Here is a 14,726-nt window from a genome sequence, read left to right as displayed (position 1 = left end):
TTAGTCCTCCCCCAGGATCTGCGGCACCTTGAAACGCTGCTGCTCCTGGGCGGGAGCACCGGAGAGCGCCTGCTCGGGGGTGAGCGACGGACGGACCTCGTCCGCGCGCATGACGTTGGTCAGCGGCAGCGGGTGGGAGGTCGGCGGGACGTCTTGGTCGGCGACCTCGGAGACGCGGGCGACCGCGCCGATGATGTCGTCGAGCTGTCCGGCGAAGTGATCCAGCTCGTTGCTGGACAGCTCAAGGCGCGCCAGCCGAGCGAGGTGGACGACCTCCTCGCGCGTAATGCCAGGCATGCAGCGATCCTCTGGGGGTGGGTGGATGTGTAGTTTCGGGCTCAATCCTATGGGGCCCGGTGCCCGGCCTGCGAAACGGTTTGGCCCGGGCCGCCGCCGGGCCGCCGGACGGCGCCCTTCCCGTGCCGCTGAGGCCGCCGGGGCCCGGCGGCCCGAGGGGTACGGGCCGGGGCGGCGCGCCGCCGGGCGGTTCAGACCGCGTCGGCCTCCGCGGCGGCCAGTTCCGCCGTGATGTCCGCCGGGCGCCGCCAGCCGCGCTCGCCGCGGGCCAGCAGCCAGGCGGTGGCCTCCTGCGGCGGCATCGCGGCGGCGACCAGCCACCCCTGGACGGCGTCGCAGCCCAGGTCCCGCAGGCGCTCCCAGGTCTCGTCGTCCTCGACGCCCTCCGCCACGACGAGCAGCCCGAGGGAGTGCGCCAGGTCCACCGTGCAGCGGACGATCTCCGCGTCCTGCGTGTCGACCGCGAGCCGGCCCACGAAAGAGCGGTCGATCTTCAGCTCGCTGACCGGCAGGCGGCGCAGGTGGACCAGGGAGGAGTAGCCGGTGCCGAAGTCGTCGAGGGACATCTTCACGCCGTGCCCGGTGAGGCCGGCCATGGTGTCCGCGGCCCGCTGGGGGTCCTCCAGCAGGACGTGTTCCGTTATCTCCAGCTGCAGCCCGCTGGCCGGGACCCCGTGGCGGGCCAGCCGTGCGGCCACGGCGCCGGCGAAGCCGGGGGTGTGGACGTCGCGCGGGGAGACGTTGACGGCGACCGGGACCTTCAGGCCCTGCGCCCGCCAGCGGGCCACCTGGGCGAGCGCCGTCTCCAGCACGTACTCGGTCAGGTGGGGCATCAGCCCGGAGGTCTCGGCGATCGCGATGAACTCGTCCGGGGGGACCCGGCCGCGTTCCGGATGCACCCAGCGCACCAGGGCCTCGAGCCCGGCGACCTGCCCGTCGAAGCGGACCTTGGGCTGGTAGTGCAGTTCCACCTCGCCGGCGTCCAGGGCCCGGCGGAGGTCGCCGAGGAGGCCCAGGCGGTCGGGGGTGTTGCTGTCCCGCTTGGACTCGTACACCTCCACGCCGGTGCGGTCCCGCTTCGCCTGGTACATGGCGACGTCCGCGCGCCGCAGCAGCCCCTCGGCGTCGAGCGCGTGGTCGGGGAAGACGGCGAGGCCGGCGCTGGCCTCCAGGACGAGGGTCAGGCCGTCCAGGTCGAGGGGGGAGCTGAGCTCGGCGACGAGGTGGCGGGCGATCCGCTGGGCGCTGGTGGTGGAGTCGGCCACGGGGAGCAGGACGGCGAACTCGTCGCCGCCGAGCCGGGCGGCCTCCGCGTCGTCGGGGAGGGCCTGTCGCAGCCGGTCGGCGATCTGGAGCAGCAGCCGGTCGCCGGCCAGGTGGCCGAGGGTGTCGTTGACGGCCCGGAAGCGGTCGAGGTCGATGAGGACGAGCGCGGCCCGGGTGCCCAGACGTTCAGCCTCGTCCAGGGCGGACCAGGCCCGCTCCAGCAGCCACTGGCGGTTCGGCAGCCCGGTGAGCGGGTCGCGGAGCTGTTCCTCGGCGCGGGCGCGGGCGATCCACAGGGTGGAGTCCAGGGCGATGAGCGGTACGGCGAACAGCGGCAGCAGGACCGGCAGGGTGATCGCGACGACGCCGATGAGGGGTGCGATGCCGAGCAGCGCGACCGCCACTAAGGCCTGGCGGAGCAGGGCGGTGCGGGCGACGGTGGGCAGTCCGGCGCCGCGCGGGGCCAGCGCGATCCACAGCAGGACGCGGGTGGCGAGCAGGTAGGCGACCGCCACGAGGACGATCTCGGGGACGGCGTCCAGTCCCCAGGTGGTGGGCAGCCACGGCGCTTCGACGGTGGGGGTCTCGCCGAAGGCGGCGAGGACGAGGGCCCCGGCTCCGATGCCGAGGATGTCGACGGATCCGTGCAGCAGGCCCTGGCGCCAGCGGTGCCGGCGCGCGGCCCCGACGAGGGAGACCACCGCCAGCGAGACCAGGCCGGCGGGCACCCATCCGTAGAGGATGAGGACGCCGAGGGTGAGCGCCGCGCCCGATCCGGTGCCTCCCCACCAGCGGTCGCGGCCGAGCGCGACCAGGTGGCCGACGATGATTCCGGTGAGGAGGGCCAGGGCCCAGCCGACCGCCCCTCCGGGGAACAACGCCTGACGGTCGTTCAGCGCGGACGCGACGCCGGTGACGAGCACGGCGAGCGCGAGGCCCACGACGAGGAAGGGCAGCACTCCGCGCCGCCCCTGCCCGCCGTCACCGGTGTCGACCGGCCGGGTCTCCGGTGTCCTGGCACCCAGCAGCCCGAACCTGCCCGCCCGCACGGACGGGAGCTCCCCGCCGAATTCGGGTGACGGGTCGGCGCTTTCGGTGGGTTTCATGCCCGTACCTCTCACAGCCGGCGATGCCGATGTCACGCGGTGGCCCCGATGTCGTGCCACCACGGCCGAGATCGCATCCTGCAGCCGCGCACGACGGGCGCACCGCCTCAACAGTAGGCCGCGGGAGGCTCCCAGGGGCAGCGGTCGGCAGTGGTTGCCCGAATGCGACCCAGCCATCCTCATCAGTACGGTATCCGCCGAACGGGTGAGTTTGGACCAGGACCCCCCGTCGCCCATCCGATGATCCGACAGGTCATCGGCGCGGCACCAGCCTTGTACCGGCCGTTTGCCACCGTCCGCCGCGCCTGGCGTGCGCCCGCCCGTACGGCCGCACGCCACGCATCCGTTCGCCTTCGCCACTCCCCCTCGGGGATCCCCCCGTGTCGGTACTACTCCTCTTCGGCCGCGCCGTCCACCGCGAGCGCGGCTTCCCGTGCCGCGTCCGGGCCCTTCTCCAGGAGCACCGCGAATCCGGCGTCGTCGAGCACGGGCAGCTTCAACTGCACGGCCTTGTCGTACTTCGAACCGGGGTTGTCGCCGACCACGACGAAGGAGGTCTTCTTCGACACGGATCCGGTCACCTTGGCGCCGCGGCTCTGCAGGGCCTCCTTGGCGCCGTCGCGCGTGTGGCTCTGCAGAGTGCCGGTGACGACCACGGTCAGCCCTTCCAGCGGCCGCGGCCCCTCGTCCTCGGCGGAACCTTCCTCCTCCATCCGCACCCCGGCCTCCCGCCACTTGCGCAGGATCTCCTGGTGCCAGTCGACCGCGAACCACTCCTTGAGGGAGGCCGCGATGATCGCGCCGACCCCGTCGGTGGCGGTCAGCTGCTCCTCGGTGGCCGCCTCGATGGCCGCGATGGAACGAAACTCGCGGGCCAGGGCCTCGGCCGCGACGGGTCCTACGTGGCGGATGGACAGGCCGTTGATGACGCGGGCGAGCGGGCGGGTCTTCGCCGCGGCGATGTTCTCCAGCATCGCCAGGGCGTTCTTCTTCGGCTCGCCCTTCTGGTTGGCGAAGACGGTGACGATCTTCTCCTCGCCGGTCTTCGGGTCCCGCTTGGGCAGACCGCTGTCCTGGTCCAGGACGTAGGCCTTGATGGGCAGCAGCTGCTCGATGGTCAGGTCGAAGAGGTCGCCCTCGTCCAGCAGGGGGGACTGCGCCGGCTCCAGCGGGCCGGTCAGCGCGGCCGCCGCGACGATGCCGAAGTTCTCGATGTCCAGGCACTGCCGGCCGGCGAGGTAGTAGATCCGCTCGCGCAACTGGGCCGGGCAGGTCTGGCCGTTGGGGCACCGGACGTCGATGTCGCCTTCCTTCATGGGCCGCAGCACCGTCCCGCAGGCGGGGCACACGGCCGGCATCTCGAACTCCCGCTCGGTGCCGTCGCGCAGGTCCACCACGGGGCCGAGGATCTCGGGGATGACGTCGCCGGCCTTGCGCAGCACCACGGTGTCCCCGATGAGCACGCCCTTGGCCTTGACGACCTCCTGGTTGTGCAGGGTCGCGAACTCGACCTCGGAGCCCGCCACCGTCACCGGCTCCACCTGCGCGTACGGGGTCACGCGCCCGGTGCGGCCCACGCCGACCTTGATGTCGATCAGCTTGGTGTTGACCTCTTCGGGAGCGTACTTCCAGGCGATGGCCCAGCGCGGGGCACGGGCGGTGGAGCCGAGGCGGCCCTGGAGGGCGATCTCGTCGAGCTTGACGACGACGCCGTCGATCTCGTGCTCCACCGAGTGGCGGTTCTCGCCGAACTCCGCGATGAAGGCCCGGACCTCGGCGAGCGAGGAGACCACCTTGTTGTGCCGGGCGGTGGGCAGGCCCCACTCGCGCAGCAGCTCGTAGGCCTGTGACTGGTACTCGATCTCGAAGCCCTCGCGGGCGCCGATGCCGTGCACGACCATGTGCAGCGGCCGGCTCGCCGTGACCTTGGGGTCCTTCTGGCGCAGCGAACCGGCGGCGGCGTTGCGCGGGTTGGCGAAGGGCTTGCCCTCGGCCTCGACGAGTCTCGCGTTGAGCTCCTCGAACTTCTCCATCGGGAAGTAGACCTCGCCGCGGATCTCGACGAGGGCCGGGATCCGCTCCCCGGACAGGCGGTCCGGGATGTCGGCGATGGTGCGGACGTTGGGCGTGATGTCCTCACCGGTGCGGCCGTCGCCGCGGGTGGCCGCACGGGTCAGGCGGCCGTTCTCGTAGGTGAGGTTGACGGCGAGGCCGTCCACCTTCAGCTCGCAGAGGTAGTGGTAGTCGGAGGTGTTCACGTCCCGGGCGACGCGCTCGGCCCAGGCCGCCAGCTCCTCGTCGTCGAAGGCGTTGTCGAGGGAGAGCATCCGCTCCCGGTGCTCGACCGAGGCGAAGTCCGTCTCGTAGGCCCCGGCCACCTTCTGGGTGGGCGAGTCGGGCGTGCGCAGCTCCGGGTACTGCTCCTCCAGTGCCTCCAGGGAGCGCAGCAGCCGGTCGAACTCGGCGTCGCTGACGACGGGCTGGTCGTTCACGTAGTACCGGAAGCGGTGCTCCTCGACCTGTTCGGACAGCAGCTGGTGCTGTTCACGCACCGCCGCCGGTACTGCCGTGTCCTGCTGTTCGGCTGCCATGCCGTTTCCTCCCGTGACCCGTCTCGTCCGTCACTCAGGGTTGTCGGCGAGCGACCTCGCCGCCCTGACGCAGTGCGCCTGCACCGCGCGCGCGTAGGCGGGCGAGGCCCCCGCCAGACCGCACGACGGGGTGACCACGACGGACTCCGGGAGCGTCCCCGGAGCCAGTCCCAGCCTGCGCCAGAGCTTCCTGACACCCATGACGCTACCGCCCGGGTCCGACAACGGGGCGTCGGTGCCCGGCACCACTCCGGCGAAGAGCTTCGTGCCGGCTTCGACGGCCTCCCCGATGGCGTCGTCCTCGCGCTCCGTGAGCAGGGAGAAATCGAACGAGACTCCGGCGGCACCGGCCCGGCGCAGCAGTCCGAAGGGGACCTCGGGCGCGCAGGAGTGGACGATCACCTCGCCGTCGTGGACGGCGAACACCTCGCGCAGCGTGCCCTCGACGACCTGCCGGTCCACGGCCCGGTAGGTGCGGTAGCCGCTCGCGGAGCGGACCCGGCCGAGCAGCACGGCCGTCAGGGACGGCTCGTCGAGCTGGAGCACGATCTCGGCGCCGGGGATGCGCTTGCGCACGTCCGCCAGGTGCTCGCGCAGGCCCTCGGCGAGCGATCCGGCCAGGTCCCGGCAGGCGCCGGCATCCTGCAGCATCGCCTCGCCGCCGTGCAGTTCCAGCGCGGCGGCCAGCGTCCACGGCCCGACGGCCTGGACCTTGAGCCTGCCGGTGTAGCCCTGCGTGAACTCCTCCAGGGCGTCCAGGTCCTCGCCGAGCCAGGAGCGGGCCCGGCGGGTGTCGCGCCCGGGCCGGTCGCCGATCCGCCAGCCACTGGGCTCCACGTGCGCGTACATGTCGACGAGCAGTCCGGTCGAGCGGCCGATCATGTCGGCGCCGGGGCCGCGGGCCGGCAGTTCGGGCAGGTACGGGAAGTCCTCGAAGGAGCCGGTCGCGGTCTTGGCTGCCTCGCGGGCGTCGCCGCCGGGCAGCGAGCCGACGCCGGTCGCGCCTGCGCTCATCGGCCCGGCCTGACGGTCAGGTCGTTGACCTCGGCGTCGCGGGGCAGGTCGACGGCCATGACGATGGTGGTCGCCACCGACTCGGGGTCGATCCAGGCGGCGGGGTCGTACTCCTTGCCCTCCTGGGAGTGCACCTTGGCCTGCATGGGGCTGGCGGTGCGGCCCGGGTAGACGGAGGTGACGCGGACGCCGTTGGCCCGCTCCTCGGCGCGCAGCGAGTCGGCGAGGGCCTTCAGGCCGTGCTTGGAGGCGGCGTACGCGCTCCAGTCGGCGTGGGCGTTGAGGCCGGCGCCGGAGTTGACGAAGACGACGGTGGCCCTGGAGGCGCGCAGTGTGGGCAGCAGCAGGCGGGTCACCTCGGCGGGGGCGATCAGGTTCACGTTGAGCTGCTGGTGCCAGGTCCTGGGCCGCAGCTCGCCCACCGGTCCGAGGTCCACGATCCCGGCGACGTGCAGGAGCGAGTCGATGCGCTCGGGGACGGCCTGCTTGGAGAAGGCCCAGGAGAGCCGGTCGGGATCGGAGAGGTCGCCCACGAGGGCCCGGGAGCCGGGGTAGCGCTCGACGAGCTGCTTGCCTCGGGCGGCGTCGCGGGCGAGGAGGACGAGGTCGTCGCCGCGGGCGTGCAGGCGGTCCGCGACGGCGGCGCCGATGCCGGAACCGGCACCGGTGATCAGGTGAGTAGCCATACGGCCATGCTCGCAGGTCCGACGCGGCGCGGAGGGCGCGAGGCCCGATGCCGCCACCGGTGGCCGGGTACGACCCCTCACCCGCCCCCGGCGGCCCGGTAGGCCGCCCCCACCACCCTGCGGGCGGCCTCCCCGTGGGGAATCTCGCGGCTCGCCCCGCCCGTGCGGGACAGCAGGTCGGAGCCGTCCGGCTCGTGGCGGACCGGCGACCAGTGCCGCAGCGCCTCGTCCCGTACGTCCGCCAGCGCGGCGGTGCCGTCCGGTTCGGTCGGGTCGAAGCGACCGCCCGAGGCGGCACGGTGCTCGGCCCACCGGTCCTCCCAGAACTCCACGGTCCAGCCGGGCCAGCGGGCCGCCGCGGTGTCGTGGTGGACCTGGTGGCCGGTGAGCCACCAGCCGACCCGGCGCCGCTCCGGGTCGATGTGCAGGCCCGCCGCAACGGGTTCGTGGTACGTCCCGTGGTCGGTGACCGCGTCCAGCAGGCCGAGCAGCGCCGGGCCGTGCATGACCGGGTGGTCGAATGCGTGGCACACCAGGTGGCAGCGGCCCGGGGTGTCGACGGTGACCACGGTGACGTCGGCGTCCGGGACCACCCACCCGGCGGATCCCGCGTCGAAGAGGTTCCCATCCCACGGGAGGACGTTGCGTTGCGGGTCGTCCGCGGGGTCCAGACCGGCGTACGCGCGCAGCTGTGTCCGGCCCCCGTGGGCCCAGCGCACGTCCCAGCCGGGCCAGGCGGCACGCAGCAGGGCGAGGGCGGCCCTGCGGGTGCGCATCCGCGCGGTCGGGCCCTCCAGGGTGAAGAGGAGCAGGACCCGGCGGTCCGGGTCCAGCAGAGCCCCTGCCTGGACGTCCTCGTCGGTGCCCGGCCCGGGAAGGGGATCGCCGTACGCCAGGGCACCGCCCGTCAGCACGTGTGCGAAGTCCGGACCGGCCCTGAGGTCGAGGTCGAGGCCGACTGCGCCCCAGTCGTCCGCCACGGCGCGGTATCCGTCCGGGCCGCCGACGACGAGGACGACGGGGTTCACCCGAGGCCCGCTTCGGCCCGCAGGGCCGCGGCCGTCTTCGCGGCGTCGTAGCCGGCCGGGACGCCCTCGACGAGGATGACCTCGCCGGGGATGTGCCGCGTGCGCAGCGGGAGGATGGCCCGGTAGGCGTCGGAGGCGTACCAGGCGCGGGCCCGCTCGATGTCGGGGAAGCCGATGACGACGACGGTGCCGGGGAAGGGCCCTTCGAGGACCTCCACCTCCGCGCCGTGCACGAGGAAGCTGCCGCCGAAGGGGTCCAGGGTCGACTGCATCGTCTCGATGTAGGTGAGGATGTCCTCGTTCATCGTCTCGGGGCGTATGTGGGCGATGGCGTACGCGGTCATGGTCTGCTCCCCTGTCGATGCCAACCGGTCCGCCGGTGCGGGCCGTTGATCAGATCCTGTCAGCGGGCGGCGGCGGTGGCGATTACTTTCGAGGTCATGCCGCCGCGCCGGGCCGGAAGGTGCGGCGGTAGGCGATCGGGGAGACGCCGAGGGAGGCGCGCATGTGCTGGCGCAGGGAGTTCGCCGATCCGAAGCCGGAGCGGTGGGCGACCAGGTCGACGGGGAGGTCGCTGGACTCCAGCAGGCCGCGGGCGACTTCGAGGCGCTGGGCGGTGAGCCACTGCACGGGCGTCATGCCGACCTCGTCGCGGAAGCGGCGGGTGAAGGTGCGCAGGCTCATCCGGGCGTGGTCGGCCAGTTCGGCGAGGCTGACCGGTTCGGCGAGGCGTTCCAGGGCCCAGGCACGGGTGGCGGTGGTGGTGGCGACGGTGGGCTCGGGGACCGGGCGGTCGATGTACTGGGCCTGTCCGCCGTCGCGCCACGGCGGTACGACGCACATGCGGGCGGCGCGGTTGGTGACGGCGGCGCCGTGGTCGCGGCGGATCAGGTGCAGGCACAGGTCGACTCCGGCGGACACCCCGGCCGAGGTCAGCACGTCGCCGTCGTCGACGAAGAGGACGTCCTCGTCGATGCGGACCTTCGGGTAGGCGCGGCGGAACTCGAGGGCGAGGTTCCAGTGGGTGGTGGCCGGGCGGTCGTCGAGGAGTCCGGCGGCGGCGAGCACGTAGGAGCCGGAGCAGATCGACACCAGGCGGGTGCCCGGCCGGATGCCGGCGATGGCGGCGGCGACGGCGGGCGGCAGCGGGCCGCCCAGCGCCAGCTCGGGCATGGCGTGGGTGGGCGGGACGATCACGGTGTCGGCGGCGGCGAGGGCCTCGGGGCCTGCGGCCGGCTGGAGGGTGAAGCCGGAGTCGCTGGGCACGGGGGCTCCGTCGGCGGTGCAGACGACGACCTCGTAGAGGGCCTCGCCGTGGTCGTCCACGGCGCTGCCGAAGACCCGGGAGGGGATGCCGAGCTCGAAGGGCGGGAAGCCGGGCAGGGCCAGCACGGCGACCAGGTGGCGGCCGCCCGGGCCGCCCGCGCCGCGGGGCGTGTCCTCGGTGTGCTCCTGCGTCTCGTCCGTGCGCATTTCACCCATGGCCAGATCCTGTCACATAGTGGCCAAACGGCCAACACCATGGAGGTGCGCGCTGCCCGAGTCTGGGACGTGTCGCCGGGGAAGGACCCGGAAACAGACGTCATCGGATGGAATGAGGCGGACAGAGATGCGCGCGATCGTCGTGAACGAGTGGGGCGGCCCGGAGAACCTGGTCGAGCGGGAGATCGACCGTCCCGAGCCCGGTCTGGGCGAGGTCCTCGTCCGGGTCCACGCGGCCGGCGTGAACCCGGTCGACTGGAAGACCCGGGCCAGCGGGGCGCTGATCGCCTGGGGCGAGACCCCGATCGTGGGCTGGGACGTCTCCGGCACCGTCGAGGCGGTCGGCCCCGGCGTGACCCTCCACGCCCCCGGCGACGAGGTGTACGGCATGCCGCTCTTCCCGCGGCAGGCGGGCGGCTACGCCGAGTACGTGGTGGCTCCGGCGCGGCACCTGGCCCGCAAGCCCGCCTCCCTCGACCACGTGCAGGCGGCGGCGCTGCCGCTGGCGGCGCTCACCGCCTGGCAGGCGCTGGTGGACACGGCGGGCGTCACGGCGGGGCAGCGGGTGCTCGTGCACGCGGCGGCCGGCGGCGTCGGGCACCTGGCGGTGCAGATCGCCAAGGCCCGCGGCGCGTACGTGATCGGCACCGCGAGCGCCGCCAAGCACGAGGTGCTGCGCGGGCTGGGCGCGGACGAGCTGATCGACTACCGCTCGGTGGACTTCACCGAGGCGGTCGCGGACGTCGACGTCGTGCTGGACTCGCTGGGCGGCGACACCGCCGAGCGCAGCCTGAAGGTGCTCAAGCCCGGCGGGCACCTGGTGTCCCTGCCCGGACCGGACGACGTCCCGGCCGGCGCCGACGCGGTCAAGGCCTCCTGGGTGCTGGTCGACCCCGACCTGAAGGGCCTGGAGGCCATCGCGGACCTGGCGGACCGGGGTCTGCTGAAGCCGCTGGTGGAGACGGTGCTGCCGCTGGCGGACGCCGCGAGGGCCCACGAGATCGGCGAGCAGGGCCGGACCACCGGCAAGATCGTCCTGACGGTGGTCTGAGCCGGGGACGGGCCGGGACGGCGCCGCCGCCACGGTCGGCGCCGGCCCGCCGCGGCCCTCCGTCAGACGGAGGCCGCGGCCGCCCGGGTCGTCGTCGCGATGGTGGCGGAGCCGACCACGCGGGTGCCGTCGTAGAGCACGATCGCCTGGCCCGGGGCCACGCCGCGGACCGGCTCGGTGAAGGAGACGTGCAGCTCGCCGTCCACGAGCTCGGCGAAGACCTCGGTCTCGCCGCCGTGGGCGCGCAGCTGCGCGGTGTACGTGCCGGGCTCCGCGGCGCGGGCTCCGCACCAGCGGGGGCGGATCGCGGTGAGGGCGGTGACGTCGAGGGCCTCGACGGGGCCGACCGTGACGGTGTTGTTCACCGGCGAGATGTCGAGGACGTAGCGCGGCTTGCCGTCGGCCGCGGGGTGGCCGATGCGCAGGCCCTTGCGCTGGCCGATGGTGAAGCCGTAGGCGCCCTCGTGGGTGCCGACCTTGGTGCCGGTCTCGTCGACGATGTCGCCCTCGGCGGTGCCGAGGCGCTTGGCGAGGAAGCCCTGGGTGTCGCCGTCGGCGATGAAGCAGATGTCGTGGCTGTCGGGCTTCTTGGCGACGGCGAGGCCGCGGCGCTCGGCCTCGGCCCGGATCTCGTCCTTGGTGGTGACGGTGTCGCCGAGCGGGAAGAGCGCGTGGGCGAGCTGCTTCTCGTCGAGGACGCCGAGGACGTAGGACTGGTCCTTGGCCATGTCGGAGGCGCGGTGCAGCTCGCGGGTGCCGTCGGGGTTCTCCACGACGGTGGCGTAGTGGCCGGTGCAGACGGCGTCGAAGCCGAGGGCGAGCGCCTTGTCCAGCAGCGCCGCGAACTTGATCTTCTCGTTGCAGCGCAGGCAGGGGTTCGGGGTGCGCCCGGCCTCGTACTCGGCGACGAAGTCCTCGACGACGTCCTCGCGGAAGCGCTCGGCGAGGTCCCAGCAGTAGAAGGGGATGCCGATGACGTCGGCCGCGCGGCGGGCGTCGCGCGAGTCCTCGATGGTGCAGCAGCCCCGGGCGCCGGTCCGGAAGGACTGCGGGTTCGCGGAGAGGGCGAGGTGCACGCCGGTCACGTCGTGCCCGGCTTCGACGGCGCGGGCGGCGGCGACGGCGGAGTCGACGCCCCCGGACATGGCGGCCAGGACGCGAAGGGGGCGGTCGGTGCGCGGCAGGTTCTCAGTCATAGCACCGTCCAGGGTACGGGGGAACCGAGCGGGGTCACAGCGCGTTGTGGGGTCAGGGGGGGTGGATCACATGGCCGAGCAGGGAAAGTCCGGATCGAAGCCGAAGAGCCGCACGCGCAGAGCGGTGCTGTTCGGCGGGCTCGGGGTGGCCGCGGTGGCGGCGGTCGCGGGGCGGGAGGAGATCAGCCGGGGGTGGTGGCTGCTGCCGGGTGTCTCCAAGCCGCGCAAGGAGGGCGAGATAGACCACGCGGGCGCGGGCTGGACCGCGGCCTCCCCGGCGAACTGGCGGATGGCCGACCGGCCCGACGACTACCGGGTGGACCGGATCGTCGTGCACGTCACGCAGGGCGGCTTCCAGTCCTCCGTGGACGCCTTCAGGAACCCCTGGCACAAGGCCTCGGCGCACTACATCGTGCGCGGCGACGGCCATGTGGAGCAGATGGTGCGCGAGCTGGACGTGGCCTACCACGCGGGCAACCGCTCGATGAACGAGCGCAGCGTCGGCATCGAGCACGTGGGCTTCGTGGACCGTCCGAAGGACTTCACCGACGCCATGTACGCGGCGTCGGCGCGGCTGGCGGCGGACGTGTGCCGGCGGTACGACTTCCCCGCGGACCGCACGCACATCGTCGGCCACTCCGAGGTGCCGGGCGCCGATCACACCGATCCGGGCCGCCACTGGGACTGGGACCGCTACATACGCATGGTCCGGGAGGCGCTGGCCGCCCCGGCCTGAGCCCTCCCGGACCGTTCGGCCGGGTTCAGCTGAGGCCCGCCGTACGGGCGCGCTCCACGGCCGGGCCGATGGCGGCGGCCAGGGCGGCGACGTCCTCCTTGGTGGAGGTGTGGCCGAGCGAGAAGCGCAGGGTGCCCCGGGCCAGCTGCGGGTCCGTGCCCGCGGCGAGCAGGACGTGGCTGGGCTGGGCCACGCCCGCGGTGCAGGCGGATCCGGTGGAGCACTCGATGCCCTGGGCGTCCAGCAGGAGCAGCAGGGAGTCGCCCTCGCAGCCCGGGAAGCTGAAGTGGGCGTTGGCCGGGAGGCGCTCCTCGGGGTCTCCCCCGAGGACGGCGTCGGGCACGGCCGCGAGGACGGCGGTGACGAGTTCGTCGCGCAGGGCGCCGACCTCGGCGGCGAAGCGCTCGCGCCGCTCGGACGCCAGCACGGCGGCGACGGCGAAGGAGGCGATGGCGGGCACGTCGAGGGTGCCGGAGCGGACGTGCCGCTCCTGTCCGCCGCCGTGCAGCACGGGAACGGGGCTCTGGTCGCGGCCGAGGAGCAGGGCGCCGATGCCGTACGGGCCGCCGATCTTGTGGCCGCTCACGGTCATGGCGGCGAGGCCGCTGTCGCCGAAGCGGACGTCGAGCTGCCCGAAGGCCTGGACGGCGTCGGAGTGCAGGGGAATCCCGGCCTCGCGGGCGACGGCGGCGAGGTCGTGGACCGGCATGACGGTGCCGATCTCGTTGTTGGCCCACATCACGGTGGCCAGGGCCACGTCGTCGGGGTTGCGGGCGACGGCTTCCCGGAAGGCGTCGGCGTGCACCCGCCCGTAGCGGTCGACGGGCAGGTACTCGACCTGTGCGCCCTCGTGCTCGGCGAGCCAGTGCACGGCGTCGAGCACGGCGTGGTGCTCCACGGGGCTGGCGATGACGCGGGTGCGGGCGGGGTCGGCGTCCCGGCGGGCCCAGTAGAGGCCCTTGACGGCGAGGTTGTCGGCCTCCGTGCCGCCGGCGGTGAAGACCACCTCGCTGGGGCGGGCGCCGATCGCCTCGGCGAAGGCCTCGCGGGCCTCTTCGACGGTACGGCGGGCCCGGCGGCCCGCGGCGTGCAGCGAGGAGGCGTTCCCCGCTGCGGCGAACTGCGCGGTCATCGCCGCAGCGGCCTCCGGCAGCATGGGGGTGGTTGCGGCGTGGTCGAGGTAGGCCATGATCCCCCGATTCTACGAGCCCGCCGGCGGCGGTCCGCGCCGCGGGACCGGTGCTGCCGGGCCGGGCGGGATGCGGCGGGTGCCGCGCCGCCGAGAGCCATGCCCCCGGCGGCGCCGCGCCACACCTGCCGGGCGGGCGCGGATCCGCCGCGTCGGACGGAGAGGGCCGGGCCGCGGCGGCGGGGCTGCGGGCTCAGGCGGGGCGCAGGGCGCGGGCCAGCTGCCGGGACTGGGCGACCAGGTGGTCCGTGGAGTCCCAGACCTCGGCGTCCTCCTCCAGGAAGCCGCCGGCCAGGTTGCGGGTGGTGATGGAGATCCGCAGCGGGCCGGGGGCCGGGCGGCGGCGGATGTGCGTGGTGAGCTCCACCGTCGGGGTCCACGCGACCAGGCCGAGGTCGAAGGCGGTGGGCGGCAGCGCGTCCACGGCCAGCAGCATGGACAGCGGGTCGGCGTCCCGGCCGTCGGCCAGCTCGAACCAGGCGCGCATCTCGCCCTTGCCGGAGGGGGCGCCGAGGGCCCAGCCTGCGGTGGCCGGGTCCAGGCGCAGCCGGAGCCGGTCCACGATGGCGGAGCTGCCGGGGATCGGGGCCGGGCCGGCCTCGGGGCCGATGCAGTCCTCGTAGGAGGGCATGACCGGCGGGGTGGCGACGGTGCGCACGTCGTCGGGCAGGGCCGCGAGGTCGCCGTAGGAGGCGAGCACGCGGATGCGCTCGACCTCGTTGCCGTTCTCGTCGTACTGAAGGAGCGAGGCCTGGCCGGTGGAGAGGGTGCGGCCGACCCGGACGACCTCGGTGCGGATCACGGCGGGGCCGGGCACGGAGGAGGTCAGGTAGTGCGCGGAGACCGTGAAGGGGTCCGGGTGCGGGAGGGCCGCGGCCAGCGCCCGGCCGACGAGGGCGAGCAGGTAGCCGCCGTTGAGCGCGGCGATGATCGTCCAGCCCGCGGAGAGCTCCGCGTCGTACACGCCGGGTTCGTCGGCGCGTTCGGTGATGCGGGTGTCACGGTCGAACTCACTGTCGCCGATGGATGCCTGGGCGGCTGCATATGACATGGAAACGACGGTACACCCGCTTCCTACTAAGCG

The 14,726-nt window shown here is 73.7% G+C and carries 13 protein-coding genes; 2 read left to right on the top strand and 11 right to left on the bottom strand.

From position 1 onward, the window contains the following. From gatC to ACPU2J_RS23850, 8 genes are all read right to left on the bottom strand, one after another. Nucleotides 1–297: an Asp-tRNA(Asn)/Glu-tRNA(Gln) amidotransferase subunit GatC gene (gatC, locus tag ACPU2J_RS23885; protein ID WP_030030671.1), complete on the bottom strand. Its 297-nt coding sequence runs from the start codon at nucleotides 295–297 to the stop codon at nucleotides 1–3. Between the two features lie 191 nt (nucleotides 298–488). After that, nucleotides 489–2,669, bottom strand: coding sequence for a putative bifunctional diguanylate cyclase/phosphodiesterase (locus ACPU2J_RS23880; protein WP_361594957.1), 2,181 nt, complete (start codon nucleotides 2,667–2,669; stop codon nucleotides 489–491). A 389-nt stretch (nucleotides 2,670–3,058) separates the two neighbouring features. Further along, nucleotides 3,059–5,260 (bottom strand): NAD-dependent DNA ligase LigA, encoded by a 2,202-nt coding sequence (gene ligA, locus ACPU2J_RS23875; RefSeq protein WP_420079529.1) that lies wholly within the window; start codon nucleotides 5,258–5,260, stop codon nucleotides 3,059–3,061. A 30-nt stretch (nucleotides 5,261–5,290) separates the two neighbouring features. Continuing rightward, nucleotides 5,291–6,274, bottom strand: coding sequence for a methionine synthase (locus ACPU2J_RS23870; RefSeq protein WP_420079530.1), 984 nt, complete (start codon nucleotides 6,272–6,274; stop codon nucleotides 5,291–5,293). Beyond that, on the bottom strand, nucleotides 6,271–6,960 hold the full coding sequence (locus ACPU2J_RS23865) for an SDR family oxidoreductase (RefSeq protein ID WP_399815747.1): 690 nt from the start codon (nucleotides 6,958–6,960) through the stop codon (nucleotides 6,271–6,273). Before ACPU2J_RS23865 ends, ACPU2J_RS23870 begins: the two co-directional genes overlap by 4 nt. 77 nt (nucleotides 6,961–7,037) lie before the next feature. Then, nucleotides 7,038–7,988, bottom strand: coding sequence for a hypothetical protein (locus ACPU2J_RS23860; protein ID WP_420079531.1), 951 nt, complete (start codon nucleotides 7,986–7,988; stop codon nucleotides 7,038–7,040). After that, entirely contained in the window at nucleotides 7,985–8,332 is a 348-nt protein-coding gene (locus ACPU2J_RS23855) for a DUF1330 domain-containing protein (protein WP_365497073.1), read from the bottom strand. Before ACPU2J_RS23855 ends, ACPU2J_RS23860 begins: the two co-directional genes overlap by 4 nt. Before the next feature lie 94 nt (nucleotides 8,333–8,426). After that, complete coding sequence (locus ACPU2J_RS23850; RefSeq protein WP_420082344.1) at nucleotides 8,427–9,461, bottom strand: GlxA family transcriptional regulator; 1,035 nt, start codon at nucleotides 9,459–9,461, stop codon at nucleotides 8,427–8,429. Nucleotides 9,462–9,597: 136 nt separating this feature from the next. Here ACPU2J_RS23850 and ACPU2J_RS23845 point away from each other — a divergent pair, with 136 nt between their 5' ends. Then, nucleotides 9,598–10,521, top strand: coding sequence for an NADP-dependent oxidoreductase (locus ACPU2J_RS23845; protein WP_361594969.1), 924 nt, complete (start codon nucleotides 9,598–9,600; stop codon nucleotides 10,519–10,521). 62 nt (nucleotides 10,522–10,583) lie between these two features. Here the strand turns inward: ACPU2J_RS23845 and mnmA are convergent, their stop codons facing one another. Further along, nucleotides 10,584–11,717 carry a tRNA 2-thiouridine(34) synthase MnmA gene (mnmA, locus tag ACPU2J_RS23840; RefSeq protein WP_420079532.1) on the bottom strand — a complete coding sequence of 378 codons (1,134 nt, stop codon included), beginning with the start codon at nucleotides 11,715–11,717 and terminating at the stop codon, nucleotides 10,584–10,586. A 70-nt stretch (nucleotides 11,718–11,787) separates the two neighbouring features. Between mnmA and ACPU2J_RS23835 the strand changes: the two genes are divergently transcribed. Beyond that, nucleotides 11,788–12,453: an N-acetylmuramoyl-L-alanine amidase gene (locus ACPU2J_RS23835; protein ID WP_389068827.1), complete on the top strand. Its 666-nt coding sequence runs from the start codon at nucleotides 11,788–11,790 to the stop codon at nucleotides 12,451–12,453. A gap of 25 nt (nucleotides 12,454–12,478) precedes the next feature. On the opposite strand, the gene ACPU2J_RS23830 is transcribed toward ACPU2J_RS23835, so the two are convergent. Together ACPU2J_RS23830 and ACPU2J_RS23825 are read right to left on the bottom strand one after the other, a co-directional pair. Next, nucleotides 12,479–13,642, bottom strand: a complete 1,164-nt coding sequence (locus tag ACPU2J_RS23830; protein WP_361594975.1) for a cysteine desulfurase family protein — start codon at nucleotides 13,640–13,642, stop codon at nucleotides 12,479–12,481. A gap of 193 nt (nucleotides 13,643–13,835) precedes the next feature. After that, a complete protein-coding gene (locus ACPU2J_RS23825) occupies nucleotides 13,836–14,693 on the bottom strand; it encodes a thioesterase family protein (protein ID WP_423833955.1) in 858 nt (285 codons plus the stop codon). Nucleotides 14,694–14,726 lie beyond the last annotated feature (33 nt).

Origin of the sequence: Streptomyces manipurensis (assembly GCF_049570255.1) — a bacterium.
In the GTDB taxonomy this organism is placed as follows: domain Bacteria; phylum Actinomycetota; class Actinomycetes; order Streptomycetales; family Streptomycetaceae; genus Streptomyces; species Streptomyces manipurensis.
The sequence above is the reverse complement of the archived record's forward strand: the minus strand, read 5'-3'. Positions and strand labels throughout refer to the sequence as shown.